General features: G+C 67.1%; 31 protein-coding genes and 1 pseudogene. 28 read left to right on the top strand and 4 right to left on the bottom strand.

Going from position 1 to position 17,427, the window contains the following annotated elements:
- Nucleotides 1-4: 4 nt before the first annotated feature.
- Nucleotides 5-439: a M78 family metallopeptidase domain-containing protein gene (locus C6V83_RS00140; RefSeq protein WP_105940675.1), complete on the bottom strand. Its 435-nt coding sequence runs from the start codon at nucleotides 437-439 to the stop codon at nucleotides 5-7.
- Nucleotides 436-1,035, bottom strand: coding sequence for a hypothetical protein (locus C6V83_RS00135; RefSeq protein ID WP_105940674.1), 600 nt, complete (start codon nucleotides 1,033-1,035; stop codon nucleotides 436-438). The genes C6V83_RS00140 and C6V83_RS00135 overlap by 4 nt, the downstream gene beginning before the upstream one ends.
- A 404-nt stretch (nucleotides 1,036-1,439) precedes the next feature.
- Here C6V83_RS00135 and C6V83_RS00125 point away from each other — a divergent pair, with 404 nt between their 5' ends.
- From C6V83_RS00125 to C6V83_RS18595, 28 genes and pseudogenes are all read left to right on the top strand, one after another.
- Complete coding sequence (locus C6V83_RS00125) at nucleotides 1,440-1,682, top strand: helix-turn-helix transcriptional regulator (RefSeq protein WP_105940672.1); 243 nt, start codon at nucleotides 1,440-1,442, stop codon at nucleotides 1,680-1,682.
- The gene (locus tag C6V83_RS18210; RefSeq protein ID WP_159067405.1) at nucleotides 1,679-1,822 is read left to right on the top strand and encodes a hypothetical protein; all 144 of its coding nucleotides are present in this window, start codon (nucleotides 1,679-1,681) and stop codon (nucleotides 1,820-1,822) included. Before C6V83_RS00125 ends, C6V83_RS18210 begins: the two co-directional genes overlap by 4 nt.
- Nucleotides 1,823-1,977: 155 nt before the next feature.
- Nucleotides 1,978-2,289 carry a hypothetical protein gene (locus tag C6V83_RS00120; protein ID WP_105940671.1) on the top strand — a complete coding sequence of 104 codons (312 nt, stop codon included), beginning with the start codon at nucleotides 1,978-1,980 and terminating at the stop codon, nucleotides 2,287-2,289.
- Entirely contained in the window at nucleotides 2,286-2,474 is a 189-nt protein-coding gene (locus tag C6V83_RS18205; RefSeq protein WP_159067404.1) for a hypothetical protein, read from the top strand. Before C6V83_RS00120 ends, C6V83_RS18205 begins: the two co-directional genes overlap by 4 nt.
- The gene (locus tag C6V83_RS00115; RefSeq protein WP_105940670.1) at nucleotides 2,471-3,538 is read left to right on the top strand and encodes a YqaJ viral recombinase family nuclease; all 1,068 of its coding nucleotides are present in this window, start codon (nucleotides 2,471-2,473) and stop codon (nucleotides 3,536-3,538) included. Before C6V83_RS18205 ends, C6V83_RS00115 begins: the two co-directional genes overlap by 4 nt.
- Nucleotides 3,535-5,319: a DNA cytosine methyltransferase gene (locus C6V83_RS00110; RefSeq protein WP_105940669.1), complete on the top strand. Its 1,785-nt coding sequence runs from the start codon at nucleotides 3,535-3,537 to the stop codon at nucleotides 5,317-5,319. The genes C6V83_RS00115 and C6V83_RS00110 overlap by 4 nt, the downstream gene beginning before the upstream one ends.
- Nucleotides 5,316-5,771, top strand: coding sequence for a hypothetical protein (locus C6V83_RS00105; RefSeq protein ID WP_105940668.1), 456 nt, complete (start codon nucleotides 5,316-5,318; stop codon nucleotides 5,769-5,771). The genes C6V83_RS00110 and C6V83_RS00105 overlap by 4 nt, the downstream gene beginning before the upstream one ends.
- Nucleotides 5,768-6,082, top strand: coding sequence for a hypothetical protein (locus tag C6V83_RS00100; RefSeq protein WP_105940667.1), 315 nt, complete (start codon nucleotides 5,768-5,770; stop codon nucleotides 6,080-6,082). The genes C6V83_RS00105 and C6V83_RS00100 overlap by 4 nt, the downstream gene beginning before the upstream one ends.
- A 5-nt stretch (nucleotides 6,083-6,087) precedes the next feature.
- The gene (locus C6V83_RS00095) at nucleotides 6,088-7,056 is read left to right on the top strand and encodes a recombinase RecT (protein WP_159067403.1); all 969 of its coding nucleotides are present in this window, start codon (nucleotides 6,088-6,090) and stop codon (nucleotides 7,054-7,056) included.
- Nucleotides 7,057-7,059: 3 nt separating this feature from the next.
- Nucleotides 7,060-7,560, top strand: coding sequence for an NUMOD4 motif-containing HNH endonuclease (locus C6V83_RS00090; protein WP_105940665.1), 501 nt, complete (start codon nucleotides 7,060-7,062; stop codon nucleotides 7,558-7,560).
- Nucleotides 7,557-7,985 carry a DUF7171 family protein gene (locus C6V83_RS00085; protein WP_105940664.1) on the top strand — a complete coding sequence of 143 codons (429 nt, stop codon included), beginning with the start codon at nucleotides 7,557-7,559 and terminating at the stop codon, nucleotides 7,983-7,985. Before C6V83_RS00090 ends, C6V83_RS00085 begins: the two co-directional genes overlap by 4 nt.
- Before the next feature lie 3 nt (nucleotides 7,986-7,988).
- Nucleotides 7,989-8,456, top strand: a complete 468-nt coding sequence (locus tag C6V83_RS00080) for a hypothetical protein (protein ID WP_105940663.1) — start codon at nucleotides 7,989-7,991, stop codon at nucleotides 8,454-8,456.
- 168 nt (nucleotides 8,457-8,624) lie between these two features.
- Entirely contained in the window at nucleotides 8,625-9,713 is a 1,089-nt protein-coding gene (locus C6V83_RS18200) for a hypothetical protein (protein WP_159067402.1), read from the top strand.
- Nucleotides 9,710-10,306, top strand: coding sequence for a zinc finger domain-containing protein (locus C6V83_RS00065; RefSeq protein ID WP_105940660.1), 597 nt, complete (start codon nucleotides 9,710-9,712; stop codon nucleotides 10,304-10,306). Before C6V83_RS18200 ends, C6V83_RS00065 begins: the two co-directional genes overlap by 4 nt.
- 126 nt (nucleotides 10,307-10,432) lie before the next feature.
- A pseudogene (locus C6V83_RS19045) lies at nucleotides 10,433-10,777 on the top strand (HNH endonuclease); the annotation flags it as partial.
- 62 nt (nucleotides 10,778-10,839) lie between these two features.
- On the top strand, nucleotides 10,840-11,523 hold the full coding sequence (locus tag C6V83_RS00055) for a crossover junction endodeoxyribonuclease RuvC (RefSeq protein ID WP_159067400.1): 684 nt from the start codon (nucleotides 10,840-10,842) through the stop codon (nucleotides 11,521-11,523).
- A gap of 78 nt (nucleotides 11,524-11,601) precedes the next feature.
- Nucleotides 11,602-11,853 carry a hypothetical protein gene (locus C6V83_RS18195; RefSeq protein WP_159067399.1) on the top strand — a complete coding sequence of 84 codons (252 nt, stop codon included), beginning with the start codon at nucleotides 11,602-11,604 and terminating at the stop codon, nucleotides 11,851-11,853.
- The gene (locus tag C6V83_RS18190) at nucleotides 11,846-12,040 is read left to right on the top strand and encodes a hypothetical protein (RefSeq protein ID WP_159067398.1); all 195 of its coding nucleotides are present in this window, start codon (nucleotides 11,846-11,848) and stop codon (nucleotides 12,038-12,040) included. Before C6V83_RS18195 ends, C6V83_RS18190 begins: the two co-directional genes overlap by 8 nt.
- The gene (locus C6V83_RS18890; protein ID WP_267893962.1) at nucleotides 12,037-12,162 is read left to right on the top strand and encodes a hypothetical protein; all 126 of its coding nucleotides are present in this window, start codon (nucleotides 12,037-12,039) and stop codon (nucleotides 12,160-12,162) included. The genes C6V83_RS18190 and C6V83_RS18890 overlap by 4 nt, the downstream gene beginning before the upstream one ends.
- Complete coding sequence (locus C6V83_RS00050) at nucleotides 12,159-12,479, top strand: hypothetical protein (protein ID WP_105940657.1); 321 nt, start codon at nucleotides 12,159-12,161, stop codon at nucleotides 12,477-12,479. Before C6V83_RS18890 ends, C6V83_RS00050 begins: the two co-directional genes overlap by 4 nt.
- On the top strand, nucleotides 12,476-12,754 hold the full coding sequence (locus tag C6V83_RS00045; protein ID WP_159067397.1) for a hypothetical protein: 279 nt from the start codon (nucleotides 12,476-12,478) through the stop codon (nucleotides 12,752-12,754). Before C6V83_RS00050 ends, C6V83_RS00045 begins: the two co-directional genes overlap by 4 nt.
- Nucleotides 12,751-12,927, top strand: a complete 177-nt coding sequence (locus C6V83_RS18185; protein ID WP_159067396.1) for a hypothetical protein — start codon at nucleotides 12,751-12,753, stop codon at nucleotides 12,925-12,927. The genes C6V83_RS00045 and C6V83_RS18185 overlap by 4 nt, the downstream gene beginning before the upstream one ends.
- Nucleotides 12,927-13,130: a hypothetical protein gene (locus tag C6V83_RS00040; protein ID WP_105940655.1), complete on the top strand. Its 204-nt coding sequence runs from the start codon at nucleotides 12,927-12,929 to the stop codon at nucleotides 13,128-13,130. Before C6V83_RS18185 ends, C6V83_RS00040 begins: the two co-directional genes overlap by 1 nt.
- Complete coding sequence (locus C6V83_RS00035; RefSeq protein ID WP_105940654.1) at nucleotides 13,127-13,525, top strand: hypothetical protein; 399 nt, start codon at nucleotides 13,127-13,129, stop codon at nucleotides 13,523-13,525. The genes C6V83_RS00040 and C6V83_RS00035 overlap by 4 nt, the downstream gene beginning before the upstream one ends.
- A gap of 158 nt (nucleotides 13,526-13,683) precedes the next feature.
- Nucleotides 13,684-14,112 carry an HNH endonuclease signature motif containing protein gene (locus C6V83_RS00030; RefSeq protein ID WP_234353802.1) on the top strand — a complete coding sequence of 143 codons (429 nt, stop codon included), beginning with the start codon at nucleotides 13,684-13,686 and terminating at the stop codon, nucleotides 14,110-14,112.
- A complete protein-coding gene (locus C6V83_RS00025) occupies nucleotides 14,109-14,804 on the top strand; it encodes an exonuclease domain-containing protein (RefSeq protein WP_105940652.1) in 696 nt (231 codons plus the stop codon). Before C6V83_RS00030 ends, C6V83_RS00025 begins: the two co-directional genes overlap by 4 nt.
- Nucleotides 14,801-15,202 (top strand): HIT family protein, encoded by a 402-nt coding sequence (locus C6V83_RS00020; protein WP_159067395.1) that lies wholly within the window; start codon nucleotides 14,801-14,803, stop codon nucleotides 15,200-15,202. The genes C6V83_RS00025 and C6V83_RS00020 overlap by 4 nt, the downstream gene beginning before the upstream one ends.
- Complete coding sequence (locus C6V83_RS18595; RefSeq protein WP_234353801.1) at nucleotides 15,199-15,726, top strand: DNA polymerase beta superfamily protein; 528 nt, start codon at nucleotides 15,199-15,201, stop codon at nucleotides 15,724-15,726. The genes C6V83_RS00020 and C6V83_RS18595 overlap by 4 nt, the downstream gene beginning before the upstream one ends.
- Before the next feature lie 489 nt (nucleotides 15,727-16,215).
- Here C6V83_RS18595 and C6V83_RS00010 read toward each other — a convergent pair whose 3' ends face one another.
- Both C6V83_RS00010 and C6V83_RS00005 read right to left on the bottom strand, forming a co-directional pair.
- The gene (locus C6V83_RS00010; RefSeq protein ID WP_159067394.1) at nucleotides 16,216-17,064 is read right to left on the bottom strand and encodes a hypothetical protein; all 849 of its coding nucleotides are present in this window, start codon (nucleotides 17,062-17,064) and stop codon (nucleotides 16,216-16,218) included.
- A 99-nt stretch (nucleotides 17,065-17,163) separates the two neighbouring features.
- Nucleotides 17,164-17,391 (bottom strand): aminoacyl-tRNA hydrolase, encoded by a 228-nt coding sequence (locus C6V83_RS00005; protein ID WP_105940650.1) that lies wholly within the window; start codon nucleotides 17,389-17,391, stop codon nucleotides 17,164-17,166.
- Nucleotides 17,392-17,427 lie beyond the last annotated feature (36 nt).

The raw sequence follows: 17,427 nt of genomic DNA, 5'->3' as shown, positions 1-17,427 counted from the left end.
TGGACTATGCGGCCCAGTCGCAGTCGGCGAGCCGCCCGGTGATGTAGTTGCGCTCAGCCGGGGTGAGCGTGTTCATCCGTACCGCGAGGGTGTGACGGTCTGTCCACACCTCGTCGGCGCACTCGCTGGTGGCTCCCCGGCACCAGCGCAGCGCATCGACGAGCTGATCGAGGGTGATGAGGGCCCGGGCGGCGATCTCGTCGACGGTCGCTTCCTCGCGGGCGGCGAGCACCGGGTCGAGCGGGATCACGCCGCGTTCGATGTGCGCCATTTCGTGCGCGAGCGTCGAGCGCCGTTCGGCCTGTGTCGCTCGCGGATCCATCACGATCCGGTTCGCGCCGTCCCAGTAGCCGCAGACCGCGCCGGCGATCCGCTGCCAGGTGATGTCGACGTGGGGGAGGTGGTCGCGCAGTGCGCGCCACGGGTGGTGTCTGCTCATGCGGGATCAGTATCGCCGGGGTCCTGCGATTCCTCGCCGAGTTCAGCGAACTCGTCGTCGATCTTCTCCCCGTCGCTCTTCCCGTCGAGAGTCCGGGCCGCCATCCCGCGCGGCATGCGGTGCTCGTCACGACGGACTCGCTCGACCTCCTCATCTGTCGGCGGCACGCCGGTGAGCCCTTCCTTCTCGGCGCGCCGCATCTTCCACGTCGCGAGGTCCATGGTGTCGTCAGTGCCGATCGACCCGGCGTGCGGTGCACTCGTCCGCTCGGCGAGGATCTGCGCAAGCCGCGGAGTGCTCAGCTTCCGATCGACGAGTTCGAGGAACAACTGCTCCTCGTCGGCCGTGGCGAGCAGTTGTCCGTCCGAGTCGGCGAAGTCGATCGCTTCGTTGATCGTGACGAACTTCAGCTCGACGAGCGCCTCGACGGGGTTCACGTCGAGAGCCCGGCAGAGCGTGATGACGTCGCTCGCATTCAGGCCGTCCGCTAGCCGCTTGCGCGCGGTCTTCTCTGTGACTCCGAGGATCTCGCCTATGCGGACCGCAGTGAGGCGCACTCCTCCGAGTGATCCGAGGATCGACTGCTGTGTGCTCATGCGACCAATCTAACCGGCAAGTTTCTTCCGGTCAATACGTAATCGACATGGGGAAACAGTCGTTTCGGTCGACTTAAGCGGTAATTAGTGGTTGACAGGACTACTGGGACCGGTAAGTATCTTCCGTGTAATCCACATCAAACGGAGGAACCCGGAATGTTTCTACTGAGTCTCGATGAGATGGAGCGGGTGAAGGGAGCCAACAACCTCCCGACCTTCGCCAGCCTCGAGGAGAAGACCCACGTGTCCGAGCGGACCTGGCGTACCGCGTTCAAGTCTCGCCGTCCCACGCCCGCAGTGCTTGACGCGCTGGGCGGGCTTGGTGCCCGCCCTGATCGCATCTTGATCTGGCAGGAGCCGTCTCAGGTTGTCCGTGCGGGTGCTGTCCGACAGGCGGTGTCGGCATGACCGCCGTGGTCGCGAGTCTGCCCGTCCCGCCCGAGGGCATCGAGGTCGACGGCGGCCCGGTCCGTCCGTTGTACACGTTCGTGACCCTCGCCGCGCTCCTCGACGTCACGCCCGGCACTGTCCGGCAGATGCGGCACGCCGGCCAACTTCCGCCCGCCGTGAAGGTCGGGAATCGCGTCCGATGGCGGCCCGAGACGATCGACCGCTGGCTCGCCGAGCAGGAGGAGGGGGACCAGTGACCCGTGAAGCCGCCGACCTCCTAGCCCGTGTCGAAGCGCGCCGCGCCCGCGACCACGAGGCCGGGATCACCCACCCCGCGCCGACGCCCACCCTGGCGCGCGACGTCCTGGACGTGTTGAAGCCCGGCAGTCCGACCTAGTCGGAAGGGGGCACCACACCCCCCAGCACGTGCTCTACCGGGCTTCGGCGATGTCCATGAAGGAGACGATCACCCGCCGCCCACTCTACCGCCCGCAATCACCGCTGCCGCGCAGCAGCGGTAAGCGACACACCACAACCCATGAAGGAACCCCCATGCACAACCTGACTCAACTCCTCATCGAGGCCGAGCACGCCGCCGGCGGAGGCGGTGCCCACGCTTCCATCGACTTGACCCGAAGCATCAGGAACCACGCACCGACGATCTCCGTGAACGTCCACTTCGCGCACATCACTCACTCCGACCGCGGCACCTGGGGCGAGCCCGGGATCTACGTCAGCACTAACAACACCACCCGCAACGTCCACGTGTTCACCGACGATCCGACCGCTGATCCGGCGGACCTGCTGCGCGAGTTGATCGAGTTCCTGCGGCGTGCACCGATCCGCGAGGAGGTCGTGCTGTGAGCGCCATTCGGCGTGTGACCGTCGAGATGCCCTGCACGGTCGCCGACCTCGAAGGGTTCTGCGCGACCGCACGCCGCGACGGCGCCAGCGGCGGCACGCTCGTCACCCTCGCCGAGGTCGCCCCGTTCATCAAGAAGTACCGGCTGCAGGCCATCTGCCCGCCCCACCCGAAGGAGACGCGATGACTGCCGCGTTCAAGCCGTCCACCGACTACAACCCGTACGAGATGCACGCCCGACTGCTGCCGACCCCGGCGGACGAGACGGCATGGCTGATCCAGCGGCGCGAGGGTGTCGGCGCATCCGACTGCTCGGCCATCCTCGGCTTGAGCACCGTCGAAGGCGTCACCCCCTTCAACACGTGGCTGGACAAGACCGGTCAGCTCCCGCTCGGCTCGGTCGACTCCGAGATCATGTTCTGGGGCCGCAGGCTCGAGCCGACCATCCGCGACACGGCCGCCGAACGCCTTGGCTACGAGGTTCGCCTGATCGGTGGTCTGGCGTCCCGGGACCGCGACTGGCAGCGCGCGAGCCTCGACGGCGTGCTGCTCACCGAAGACGGGCCGATCCCGATCGAGGTGAAGAACACCAACCAGTGGCTCGCGAAGGACTGGGCCGACGACCAGGTCCCCGATCATGCCGAGCTGCAGGTGCAGCACCAGATGGCGGTCACCGGCGCCCCGTACGCCTACGTGGCCGGTCTGGTCGGCGGGAACCGGCTGGTGGTGCGGCGAGTGGACCGCGACGACGAACTGATCGGGCACATCAACGCCGAGGAGGAGGCGTTCTGGCAGCACGTTCTCGACGGCACCGAGCCGTCGATCGTTGCCCGCGATTCCCTCGCCCAGATCGTCGGCGCCGCCGGGCGTCCGGACGACGACGGCCCGCTGCTCCTGGACCCGGATGATGCTGCCGAGGCTCGCCGCTGGGTTGAGGCGTACGAGCAGGCCACCGTCGAGGAGAAGGCGGCGAAGGCGAAGAAGACCGAGGCCCGCAACAACCTGGTGTGGTTGGCGAAGGGACACGCCGAGGTGTGCGACCTGGCCGGCGACGTCATGCACACCCTGTTCAAGCTGCAGCGCGGCGTGTTCGCGGCGAAGAAGTTCGTCGAAGCCGAACCGGACCTCGCGCCGCTGTTCGAGAAGAAGGTCACAGTCGTCGACACCGCAGCATTGCGGGCTGAGGATCCCGATCTCTACCGCCGTTTCCAGTCGGTATCGGTGCGCGTCCCGAAGGGCGGTGCGGCGTGAGCGAATTGACCCTGACCGATCTGTTCTGTGGTGCCGGTGGCTCGTCGACGGGCGCGATTCAGGTGCCCGGCGTCCGTGTGCGCGCGGCGTCGAACCACTGGCAGCTCGCCGTCGAGACGCACAACGAGAACCATCCGGCGGCCGATCACATCTGCGCTGACCTGAGTCAGATTGACCCGCGGTATTTCCCTCCGTCGGACATCCTCTGGGCGTCGCCCGAGTGCACCTCGCACAGCGTTGCGCGCGGCAAGAAGCGGGCGACGGCGCAGCCGGATCTCTTCGGCGAGGTGCTGCCCGACGCCGCGGCGGAGCGCTCACGCGCGACGATGTGGGACGTCCCGCGGTTCGCCGAAGCGCATCGCTATCGAGCGGTGATCGTCGAGAACGTCGTCGACGCCGCGAAGTGGATCCCGTTCGACGCGTGGCTGATGGCGATGCACTCGCTCGGCTACCGGCATCAGATCGTGTGGCTCAACTCGATGCACGCCCAGTACGCCGGGCCGGGCGCGCCGCAGTCCAGGGATCGCATGTACGTGGTCTTCACCCTTGAAGGCAACCCGGCACCGGCGCTTCACAAACTGAACCGTCCGCCGGCGATCTGCCCGGACTGCGGGCCGGTGCTGGCCATGCAGGCGTGGAAGAAGCCCGACCGGCCGTGGGGCCGCTACCGCGCGCAGTACACCTACCGGTGCCCGAACGTCGCCTGCCGCAACCAGATCGTCGAGCCGACCGTTCGCGCCGCCGCCGAGATCATCGACTGGTCCCTCGAAGGGCAGCGGATCGGGGACCGCGCCAAGCCCCTCGCCGAGAAGACGATGCGGCGGATCCAGGCCGGGATCGACCGTTACTGGCGGCCCCTGATCGTCGAGGCTGCCGGCAACACCTACGACGCCTCCGACCCGCGGCACCCGCAGCACGGGCAGCCTGGCGCGTACATGCGGGCCTGGCCGGCCGACGATCCGCTCCGCACCGTGCACACGACAGCGTCGAAAGCGCTCGCCGTGCCAGTGGAGGGCCGCGACGGGAAGACAGCGCAGCCGCTCGACGGTCCGCTGCGGACGATGACCACGCGCTCGGAGACGGGGATCGCGGTGCCATGCGGTGGGACGTGGCGGGAGTCCGCGACGTCGCTCGCCGATCCGTTGCCGACCCGCACCACGCGCGAGACTGACGGCCTGGCGTTCCTCACGCAGTTCCGTGAGCGCGTCCGCGACCTCGACCCGCACCGTGAGCCGCTGACAACCGTGGTCGCCGACGGCGCGAACCACGGCCTCGTCCAGCCGCCAGCCCCGTTCATCGCCGAGCTGCGCGGCGGCGGATCTGACGCCCGCTCTACGACCGACCCGCTCTCGACGGTCACCGCGTCCGGGAATCACCACGGCTTGGTCACCTCCTACTACGGGAAGGACGGAACCGTCCCGACCGGGCAGCCGATTCCGACGGTCACCGCGGTGGAGAGGCACGCGCTGCTCATGCGGAACAACACCGCCCGCGGGGACCAGGGCCAGATGTCGACGCCGGTCAGCGAACCGGCACGCACCGTCACCACTGCCGGCCATCAGTCGCTCCTGGCCGCCGAGATCCCGACGATCGACATCAACGACGTCCGATTCCGCATGCTCGAACCCCGCGAGATCATCGCCGCGATGGACTTCCCCGGCCACTACGTCGTCCTCGGAAACCGCCGCGAGCAGGTGCGGATGGCCGGGAACGCGGTCACGCCGTGCGCCGCGCGGGATCTCGTCGCCGTCGTCGCAGAGTCCCTCGGAGTCGTCGGATGACCGCGGCATCGATCGCCGAGCAGCTCGACCTTCTCGATCTGCTCGACGCTGGCGACGAGCCCGCGATCGGACCGGTCACCGAGGACGAGTACAAGGCAATGGTCATCCTCGCGTCCGGCTTCGGTACCGACGACAACCACCTCGGCTACCTGCTGTGCGCACCGGAACGCGAGATCGCACACCTGCGACGCAACCGCATCAGCAAGACCGCCAACGGTGCCTGGGCGTGGACCGCGCACAGCACCGGGGTCACCGTCACCATCGACGTCGTCCCGCCCCGGATCGTCGTCGACCTGAGCTACGCGCGGCTGACCGAGTGGGCCGAATCGATGCCCGCCGAACTGCGCGCCCGCGCACAGGCGGCGCACTGCGGCGCACTGGCGCACTGCGCCGACCACCTCTACGAGATCACCAAGGAAGCCCTCGCCCTCACCCCGAAGGCCACCCCATGACCGCGGCGACGGTGTGCGCGATCTGCTCCGCGGTGTACCCCGCCCACGACATCCACACCTGCACCTACGAAAACCCCCACCAGGAAGGAAACACCAACATGCAATACCCGCCGGCGCCATACGCGCCCACATACCCGACACCCGCGGGACTGAAAATGCCCGACGACCCGGAACCCGACTCCGGGCAGGACATCCGCCTCACCTGCCTCCGTCTCGCAGTCGAGACCGGCATGCCCGAACACCTCATCGCAACCCGAGCCGCCGAATGGGCGGACTTCGTCCTCGGCACCACCACCAAGAAGGAGAACTGATCACCATGGCGAACAATCTCAAGCAGCGCGCAATGGCGCCCGCACAGCAGCAGGGTGAACCGACCCTCGCGCAGCTCATCGAGCGCATGAAGCCCGAGATCGGGCGTGCCCTCCCGAAGCACATGAACCCCGACCGCATGGCGCGGATCGCGACCACCGTGCTCCGGCAGACACCCGCGCTCGCCCGCTGCACCCCCGAGAGCTTCCTCGGCGCCCTCCTCACCGCGTCCCAGCTTGGCCTCGAGCCGGGGCCTCTCGGCGAGGCGTACCTCGTCCCGTACGGCAACACCGTCACCTTCATCCCCGGATACAGAGGCCTCGTCAAGCTCGCGTTCCAGTCCGGGCGCGTGCAGACGCTGCAGGCCCACGTCGTCCACGAGAACGACGACTTCGACTACTCCTACGGACTGACCCCCACGCTGCGGCACAAGCCGTCACTCGGTGACCGCGGTAAGCCGATCGCCGTCTACGCCGCCGCCGTGTTGAAGGACGGCGGCTCCCAGTTCGAGGTCATGTCCGTCGCCGACGTCGAAGCGATCCGCCGCCGCTCCAAGGCCGGCAACAACGGCCCGTGGAAGACCGACTGGTCGGCGATGGCGCGTAAGACCGTCGTCAAGCAGCTCGCGAAGTGGCTCCCCCTGTCCACCGAGTTCTCCGACGCCGTCGTCCGCGACGGCACGATCCGCACCGACACCCGCGACCTCGTCGACGTCCAGCCGGTCTACGCCGAAGGAGAGATCGTCGACGAACCCCCGGCCATCCAACCCGAGCAGCCCGCCGACGACCAGCCTGTCGCGGTGGACCGCGAGTCCCTCGAGAACTCGGTCCTTGCCGCCCTCGCGGACGCTGGCGTCACTGACGTCGCCGCACACCTGTCGTCGCTGTTCGGCGACAAGATCGAGGGCGTCAACGCCCTCACCGACGAGGAACTGCAGAACATCCTCGCCACCACCAACACCAGCCAGGAGGGCTGACACATGACCGCCGAGCAGTGGCGTCCCATCGCTGGATGGGAGGGCTACTACGAAGTCAGCGACCACGGGCAGGTGCGATCGGTGGACCGCATGATTCCCGACCGGAATCGCCGCCTCCGCGGCCGATTGCTGCGCCCGAATAGGACCTCGGCCGGGTACCTGGCAGTGAGTTTGTCCCGCGAAGGAGAAGTTCAGGCGCGGCGAATCCACCGGTTGGTCCTCGAAGCCTTTGTCGGATCAGGGGACGGACTTGATGCCTGCCACGAGGACGGCGACCCGACGAACAACCGCCTCGACAACCTCCGCTGGGACACACGCTCCGAGAACATCAAGGACGTCGTCCGTCATGGCACTCACCACCTGTCGGCTCGCACCCACTGCGAGGCCGGCCACGAGTTCACCCCGGAGAACACAGTTCCCCGGACTGGGGGAGGCCGTCGTTGCCGAACCTGCCGGAATGCCGAAAGTCGGCGCCGGAAAGCAGAGAAGAGGGCTGCAGCATGAGCAAAGTCGAGAAACTGAACGGCACCGGAGGAACCGCAGACGGGCTGTACTTCTACAGCTTCGCCGGGCGTCCGATTGATCAATACGACTGGGCGGATGGCACTGACCCGAGGGCGAACATCGGCGACGTGTACGTGCTGACGATCCGCGCAGAGGTGCAGAAGGTCGTGACGGACGAGATCAAGGACGGCCAGCGCCAGACGATCGGGTTCAAGGTCATCGACGCCAAGCGCGGGCAAATGGTCGCGAAGGCCGACAAGTCCGACCCGAACCAGACGTCCATCGACGACGTCGACGTCGACGAGGACACCGACTACGGTGACAGCCCCGACCCCGACGATGTGATCGACGTCGATGTGATCGACGACCCCGACGACGACACCGTGGTCGCCGGTGACTTCGGCCCGAACTTCTCCGAGGCCTGACCCATGAGACACGCACTCACCCGCACCCTCACCCTGCCGCACGGCGTCTACCCGCCCGGGCTGCGGGTGCGGGTGGTGCGCGTCAACCGGCGCCGCCACCTCACCACCATTGACCTCTCACCGGCCGGCACTCCCGCCCGCTATCACGTCGTGCCCGACCACTATGTGCGCACCATCGCCCGCCGCCGGGCCGGCAACCCGCACGAGCACGGCACCCTCGCCGCAGCGAACCGGCACAACGCCCGCAAAGAACCGCTGTGCGAGCAGTGCGCCCCCGTGTGGGCCGACGCCGCCCGCGCACGCCGCCTCCGCGAAGGCACCCAGCAGATCCGCGTCGACCGGCAGGCGCTCGCCGCGCTGCTCGTCGACCGCGACGACGACCAACTCGCCCGGATCGCCGACACTCTCGGCCCGCGCACCCTCGACACACTCATCGACCTTCACCACGCAGACCAGCAGAACGCCGGTTGACGAGTGACTGCAACCGATGAACGCCGCTATGGTCGGTCGGAGATGAGTCGGCCCCGCGCGGCGCTACCAACACCGACGGGGCCTGACCAACCCCATCTGACAACGACAGAAGGAGTGGATGACGTGGATTCTACCCACAACCCCGACGCCAAGGGCAGGTCGATCTAAGTGGCCGCCACAGGCAAAGACTTCGCCGCCGTCAACGTCGCGATCTGGGGAGACGACGACTTCCTCGACCTCACCATCGACGAGCAGATGCTGTTCATGCGGCTGTGGACCAGCCCCGGCCTCACGTACTGCGGCGCGGGGGACTGGCACCCCGGGCGTCTCGCGCAGTCGGCGACCGACTGGACCCGTGAACGGATTGAGCGCGCGGCGGCCGGGTTGTCACGCGGCCGATTCCTGATCATCGACACCGACACCGACGAGTTCCTCCTCCGCTCGTGGATCCGCCACGACGGACTCTGGAAGACCCCGAACATGGCCGTCTCGATGGCCAACGCGCGCGCCGATCTGGCGTCCCGGACGCTGCGCGCCGTCGTCGTGCACGAGGTCCGCAGACTCCGCGACGAGCACCCAGAGGTCAACTCGTGGAAGCGAACCGCGGTGGTGTCCCTCCTCGACCAGAAGGCCACCGATCCGGCGACTCTCGCGCCGTTCAACCCCCCGTCCAACCCCGGCGCTAACCCCGCACCCGAGGGAAACCCAACCCCTCCCGTAACCCCCGACTTAACCCCTGGCCTAACCCTTAGCGGGGGGGTTGACCCTAACCCCCCGTCTAACCCCGGCCCTACTCCTGCTCCTGCTCCTGCTCCACACCAATCTCCGGCTCCTGCTCCAGAAAGACCCGCCCCTAGCGCTAGGGATGCATCTCACTTGTCGCCGCAACGCGAATCGAGATCGGTGGCGCGCATGCGCGAACTCAACGCCACCGCCGTCAGTGGAGCCGCCGTCGAAGTAGCCCGCGGCTACGCCGCATGGGCAGGCGGGGGGATCGACACCAAGACCCAGCACGACGTCGCCCGCGAAGTCGAACCACTCCTCGCCGACGGAATCGACCCCCGCCAGATCGCCGAAGGGATCAAAGCCTGGCAGCGCTCCGACTCCTGGTCGCCCTCCCAGATCCGCCGCTTCGTCGCCAAAGCCGCCCGCACACCCGACGACCCCGTCACCACCAAGGCCACCAAGAAGGCCGAAGCCACCATGACCGCCGCCGAACAGATCATCGCCGAACTCCGACAGGACCAACCCGCATGACCACCCCGCCCACCCTCACCGAAGCGGTCGTCCGAGCCGCCGGAGCCGCTCTCTCCCGCGCCGAAATCCACGACGACCGAATCACCGTCGACCGCAACCGCATCGAAACCTGGGCCGCCAGCATGCAGACCTACGCCTGCGACGACCCCGCCATCGCCTGCCGCGCCGCCGACACCCACTACTCCCAGCCCAACGCCCCCGCCATCAAAGTCGGCGACCTCATCGCCGCCTACCGGAAGATCCGCGGCGAACAAGCCGAACGCGAGAAAGGCGACGCGATCGCCGCCCTCCCCGCACCACCAGCACCAGACCCGCAACTCGGCGGCCTCCCCATCGGCGCCGCCGACGGACAACCCATCTGGCACGCCTACGAACACGCCTACAACGCCATCCGGCACGCCTGCCCCACCTGCGAGGCCCAACCCGAAGAATCGTGCGTCAACGCCATCAACGGCCGCACCCGCAAGATCCCCTGCACCGCCCGCGTCCAAGCCGGAATCACCGCCGGAACCGACTACTGCGAGACCTGCCACCGAATTCCCGAACCACCCAGCAACGACGAGGACCCGTACCGCCGCCCATTCGGACGCTGAGCGCACCGGAACATCGGATGACGTACCCCAGTAACCCCCAAACCCTCAAAACGGCACACAGGCCTTAACGAAACCCATTCCCAGCAACCCAGAAACGGACACCACACCGTGAAGAAGGAGCAAGACATGGCACCACCCCGAACCGGCGAGAACCGCACCTGCCCCGTATGCGGTAGCGAGTTCTATGCAGTCCCCAGCGACGACAGGCGGGGACACCGTCGCACGTACTGCTCGATGACATGTCGAGCAGAGGCATACAAGGGCGAGGGAAATCCGAAGTGGCGAGGCGGAACGTTCGTGACCGCCAGCGGATACCGGATGATTCACCTGCCCGGTCACCCCCACTCAGACAAGGCCGGCTACTACGAAGAGCACCGGCACATCGTGGAGCAGCGGATCGGACGGACGCTAGAACCCACCGAGTGCGTCCACCACCTGAATCACGACCGTCTCGACAACCGGCCAGAGAATCTCCAGCTCATGGAGAGCTGGGCGGAACACCAGATTGCGCATGCCGAGTACCGAGACGAACCGTGTGGAACGTGCGCCGCCCCTGTGCGTCGATCGAAGGCGCACCGCAGGAAGTGGCAGCGCGTATTCTGCTCTCGCTCCTGCGCGGCCGCCGCGGGGTCAGTGTCGAATGCGGCGAAGGCTGGTGCGCGATGATCGTCACTGGGCTTGATCTCTCACTCACCGGTACGGGTATCGCCACCATCGACACCACCGGCCACCAAGGCCTCACCGCCCAACTGAAAACCATCACCAGCAGCGGCAAGAAGACCGCCACCCTCGACGACCGCACCACCCGACTCCGCAAGATCCGCAACGCTGTCATCACCCACGTCACCCGCACCGACACCCAGCTTGCCGTGATCGAAGGCCCTGCGTTCGCCTCCCAGGTCGGCCAGATGTGGGATCGCGCCGGCCTGTGGTGGCTGGTGCTGCAGTCGCTCCACCACGCCCGGGTGCCCGTCGTGCAGGTGGCGCCGGCCCAGTTGAAGAAGTTCGCGACCGACCACGGCGCGTGCGACAAGGATCTGGTCGTCGAGCGCATGCAGCGCTTGTGGGGGGATCGGGTGCGGATCAGCGACAACAATCAGGCCGACGCGCTGGCGCTGGCGACGATGGGCGGGGTGCGCTGCGACCGCCGCAACATGACGATGACGCTGCATGAGCATCATCTGCTGGTGGTATCGGCGATCGAATGGCCGGTCTAGCCAGTTTTCGCGCGTATGACAACAGCGGTAAACGACAGACTGTAACCTGTCTGGACACCACTTGAAGGAGACAAACCCATGACTGAACCGCATTCGCATGTAGAAGACCCAACTCGTCGCCCGCAGCCGGGGGAGTGGTGGTGGACGACCCTCCGCGGTGGTCTCGCGCAGTTGACGGAGCAGGGCTGGGCGTGGCCGGGCGGTGCCCGAAGACCGCCCGCGAAGGCCGCTACCTCCTCACCTGCTGCCGACCCGCAGGACACGCCGGCGACTGCTGGTGCCCGCGACATCCGCCTCGCCGACGACGAGGACGGTGCCAGCGATGAGTGACCTCCCTGCCCGGCACCGCACCCGCCCCGACCTATGCCCAAGCCTCGACCACCCCGGCGTCACCTACAACGCCCGCGAGGACCGCACCTGGTGCCTCTGCGGCCATCGCACCTACCCCGGACGCGCCACCACCGTCGACCAGCACCTCGCCTGCTGCGGCGGACCACTCACCCAGGAGATCCCATGATCGCCGTCCTGATCCTCGCCGCCATCCTCGGTGCCGCCGGCCGCCTCGTCTGGCACTGGGGACAACGCCAGAACGCGCGGCCAATCGAGCACAACACGATGACCGGAGAAACCCGCCGATGACCAGCCCAGACATCCCCGACGACCTCTCCGGCATGCCCGACCCCAGCCTCCGCGTCCGCGAAGAAGACGCCGACCACATCGACACCATCATTGCCGCGCTGCACGACGAGCTCCCCGCCGCGTGCGTCTCGATCGTCATCATCCCCGCAGGCCTCGACAACGGCGACCCCGACATCCGCATGCGCCTGGACGCCCACGCCTACCCCGACGTCGCGGCCCTCGCTGACCACCTCGAAGGCATGGCGAACACCATCCGCGAGCAGCAAGGCGAGATCAATGCCGACACCCACCGCCGGATCGTCGAGGAGGGACAGTGAGCCTGAAACGCGTGCGTTGCCGATCCTGCGGCGCAACCATCGTGTGGGCGATCACGAAGCCCGGCAAGAAGCGTATGCCCGTCGACGCTGACCAAGACGACCAGCGCGGGAACGTCGCGCTCACCGCCACCCAGAGCGACGAGTTCGGGCCGCACTGGGCCGCCGTCGTCGTGCCGACCAGCAAAGCCGCCGCGATGCGCGCCGCCGGCCAGCCCTTGCACCTGCCGCACCACGCGTCCTGCCCGGACGGGGAGAAGTGGAGGAAGAAACGATGAGCGACTTCACCCTCCGAGACCTCGAAGACATTCTCGAACCCGAACGGTTCGTGCACATCGACGACGCCCTCGAACGCGCCACCAAGTGCGCGTTGTGGGCGGGGCGGCCGTGGCTGATCACCGACCCGGCCGGGCGCGCCGCCTACTCCCACCGCTACCCGAAGGACACCTGATGTCCGCCCCAGAGCGGTGGATCACCACCAGCGGCTGCAACCAGACGATTGCGAGCCTCCAAGCGTTCCTCGACGCGCTCCGCGCCGACGGCGCCCCGGAAGACGAGCCGATCTACACCGTGCGCCGAGGAACCCTCGACCCAGCCGACCACTGCACCGTCCACCGAGCCCGAATCCCCAACCCACCGAAAGGCACACCATGACCACCCCGAACAAGACCAGCAAGATCACCGGCGAGGTCGTCGAGCTTCGCGCCGGCCACCTCGACGACCGGCAGCTCGCCCGCGCCGAAGCCCTCGACCGGGCACGGAAAGTACTCACCGCGAAGGGCTTCGCATCCGACGGCGCCGCCGACGCGATGGACCTGATCAACGTCGCCGGATGGATCATCGACGGCCGCGACCCGTGGGTCGAGCACTCCGAGCCCGACACGTTCCGGATGGCTCTCCGCGCCGCCACCGACGCAGCCGTGGACCAGCTCGCCGACGCGACCGGTATCGACCCCGACGCGCCGCTGCTGGCCGACGGCGACGCACGGTCCGACGACCCGGAGTGGCACGACGCCGACGACGACCAGATCGGGAGCGTCACCGCATGAGCACCGATATGCCGACGAAGTCGCGTAAGCCCTACTCGAATCGGATGCCGCGACCAGACTGCCCCGTCTGCGGAACGCCCGTCCCGAAGGCGCGAGCGAAGTACTGCGGCCGAGCGTGCATGGCCGCTGGGAAACGAGGCGTCCAGCGTGATCGCCGGGTGGCCGACCCGATCGCCCATATCCGGGAGCGCTGTGCGATCACAGACGACGGCTGCTGGGAATGGCAGAAGGCGCTCACCAGCCAGGGATACGGAATCGTCGCCATCAGCGACTACCTCCACGTCTCCAAGCTCGTTCACATCTTGACTTTCACAATCCTCGTTGGGCCCGTTCCGGCCGGGCTGGAACTTGACCATCTGTGCCGGAATCGGGCCTGCTGCAACCCTGAGCATCTTGAGCCCGTGACGCACGCTGAGAACGTGCGGCGCAGCGAGGCTGCGGCGGTCCAGCGCGCCCGCCACGCCGCTCGGACCCACTGCAAGCGAGGCCACGCCTTCGATGAGGAGAACACGGCACGCGACACCAGAGGCCATCGGCGGTGCCGCACCTGCAACCGTGAGTGGGCACAGCGGAAGGCGGCATCGTGATCGCCGACATGCCGCTGGCCGCCTTCGACATCGAAAGTTCAGGTACAGACGTGTTCACGGACTTCATCGTTACGGCAACCGTCGTCACCATCGACGGCACGAACGTGCACGCTGACGAATGGCTACTACAGCCGCCGGAAGAACGCGAGATCCCCGAAGGCGCCACAAACGTCCACGGGATCACCACCGAGAAGGCGCGCGCCGAAGGGCAGAACTATGCCGAGGGGTACGTCGCGATCCGCGACCGCCTAGAAACCGTGTGGTCCAAGGACTTCTTGATGTGCATTATGAACGCGTCGTTTGACTGCTCGATGATGCACCATCAAGGCATCGCGCTCGGGCATCCGCCTTTGGAAGTCGGTGCAGTGGTTGATCCGTTCGTTCTAGATAAGGCTCTCGACCGGTTCCGTAAGGGGAAGCGCACCCTGACGGCGTTGTGCGATCACTACGGGGTGAAACTCGGGAACGCGCACGACGCTACCGCTGACGCACTCGGCGCCGCCCGGCTCGCGTGGAAGATGCTGCGGCTGCCCGAGTTGGCGTCGTTCTCTGACGTCGAGTCGCTCATGCGGGCACAGGCGCAGTGGAAGGCCGAGCAGGCCGAGTCCCTGTTCACTTACTTCAAACGGCAGGGCAACGACGAAGCTGCGGCGTCGGTGTCCGGCGAATGGCCCGTGCAGAGGTCGGCATGAGCGTCTCTGGCTGCCCGTTCTGCGAGTACGCCACTTTCCAGCCGCCGATACGGCCGGGCGGGTACCGCTCTACCAGCGTCGATGTCAGCGGCCGCACGGTCACCTTCTTCTCGGGCTGGTGCCCGGTCATGTGGTTCGAGCCGCTCAACCCGGTCACTCCCGGGCACATGCTGTTCGTGCCAACCATGCATGCCGTCCACCGCGACAACGTGCTCGCCTCCGCCGCCTTCCGCGCCGCCTATGACCATGCGACCACCGGCGACCAGTACGGCACCGACTTCAATCTGATCGTCAACGCCGGACCATCGGCCACGCAGACGGTAGACCACCTGCACGTCCACTACGTGCCCCGCCGCGCAGGCGACGGCCTCACCCTCCCATGGACAGGACAACGATGACCGACCACAAGCACCAGCGGATCGCCGAGCCGAACACAATCCTGCGCGGACAGGTCGGGTCCGGCCTGCACGGCGTCACCACCGGCGCCGACGACCGCGACGAAATGGGCGTCTGCATCGAACCCCGCGCCAACGTCATCGGCCTCGATGTCACCGCGGCCACCGTCCGCTGGTCTCGGACGCCGATCCACTGCGCGACATGCACGACGCCGGCGAAAGGTCCCGCCTCGCGCACCAGCGACTCCATGACCACGCCCCTCGACGTCTTCCTGCCGCTCGGCATGACGTCGCTCGGATTCACCGCAGACTCCGCCGGCGGGGACGACGGACTGGGAGTCGTCGAGGGATGGACGCTCCCGTCATACGGCGAGGTGGTCGAGGTGACGTTCACCGACGTCAACCCGAACCTCGCGCGTCTCCTGTTCGGGCCGGACGCCCCGAGGGTGCCGCTGTTCTGGCCGCGCATGAAGTACCGGGCCCGCCGCCGACACCGCGGGTACACCCGCACCGGGAGACGACGATGAACCGGGCAGACCGGCGCCGCGCCGAGCGAGAGAACCGCCGAGCACGCCGCCGACAGCACGCCGACCAGCCGATCGAACGCACACCATGCGAGACGATCCCCGCGTTCTACGAACAGCGGCCACCGACCTGGACCGGGGGACGACGATGAGCGACGTCGTGACCCTCCGGCCGCGTGACAACCACCGCTGCCCGCTCCCGACGGCCCGCGACCATCAACGCGAAGTCGTCATGTGCCAAGCCTGCGAGAAGGTGTGGCGCTCATGTCGCGACCAGCGTCCGGGTCGCCCGGACCGCTGGCGCTGGCGGCGCGTCCGCTGGCTCGCCTTGTGGTACCGCCTCGCCGCCCCAGCGACGATGCCCCGCTGATGGGCGCCCACGGGTACGCCCTCTGTGACGCGTGCAGGCACCCCCTCTGCCTCCACCACCACATCGACGGCTGCCTCGTCCGATACTGCGAATGCTGGCGCACTGAATCGGCGCAGCACTCGTCAGAGAAGGCTCTCGAAAGAGTCGATTGCCGCCCCTAAGAACCACTCCGCGAACGTCATCCGATCAGCGAGCGAGTCGTTCCGGATATTGGCCGAAACGCCCTTGCTATGGGCGTCGACGTACCAATCAACCAGCTCCAGTTTCGAGTCCGCACTAAAGCCGAGCTCGCCAACTAGCGCTATAGCGTCCTCCTCGGTCTTACAGACATAGACGAGCGGGATGAACTCACGCGTCGCCGAACAGACCGGAGGGATCTCGTCGGTATCGGCGTAGTAGTACGTATCGACCCGAGCCTCTGCGCCCTCGGCGAACTCGGGGACTACCCGCTCAACTCTGCCGCCCATTTCCCAGTCAGTCCGATGGCGATCGATTCGTGCGTGATCATGGATCCACAGGATGACATCCCCATCAGGTCCGTACTTGCCATTCATCGGCTGCATTGCGCGGACGGCGTTGATCGCGGTCTCACCGAAGCCGTGAAGTGGCCTTGTCCGTCCGGTAAACAGGGCGTTGAATTCCTCCTGGGTGCGGCACACAGGGAATTGCCGCTGACCGCTGCGGGTCGGAGGGTTCTGTCCGGTCTCCAGTACTGCAAGCTGATAGAAGAGATGGTCGAGAGTGGCTCGAATTGCGCCCAACCAATCGCCGAACATGGCGCCAAGCATCGGATCGCAGGGCTGCGTGAGAGCGAGGTAGACCGCAGATCCATCCCGTCTCACTTCGCCGTGAAGTCTGTGCAGGTCCTTTGTTTCTACGAACCGGTCGTGCATTGACTCGCGGTGCGCGACCGCGCGCTCGAGTCGGCGACGCGGCCCCGAGTAGTCCGCCCGATTAGGTTCGTTCACCATGCGTGCCTATCCTACGGATCTCACGACCGGCGATTAGCTCTTTTGGTGCCTCGTGCAGCTGGTGAGGTCTGCCTATGTGTATTCGAAGGGCTCGCCAGCCTACGAGCTACGTGCGTCGAGCCACGGCTGCAGCGTCTCCAACTTCCACGCCGGCGACTGCCCGATCCGATAGTCCGGCTCCGGCAACGCCTCACCCGATCCCGGTGTCACCTCGGTCAGCCCCGCCTTGCGGGCGTCCTTCGAACGGGCGAAGTACACGCGCACCGTACCCACCGACAGGCCGGTCAACTCGGCGATGCCTTTGAGGTCGTACAACTCGTCAGCCATGGTCTCCTCCGTCGTGGTGTGCTGTCAGCTTGCCAG

The sequence above is a fragment of the Gordonia iterans genome (assembly GCF_002993285.1).
In the GTDB taxonomy this organism is placed as follows: Bacteria; Actinomycetota; Actinomycetes; order Mycobacteriales; family Mycobacteriaceae; genus Gordonia; species Gordonia iterans.
Note: the sequence above shows the minus strand (reverse complement) of the source record. Positions and strands in the feature narration are given on the sequence as shown.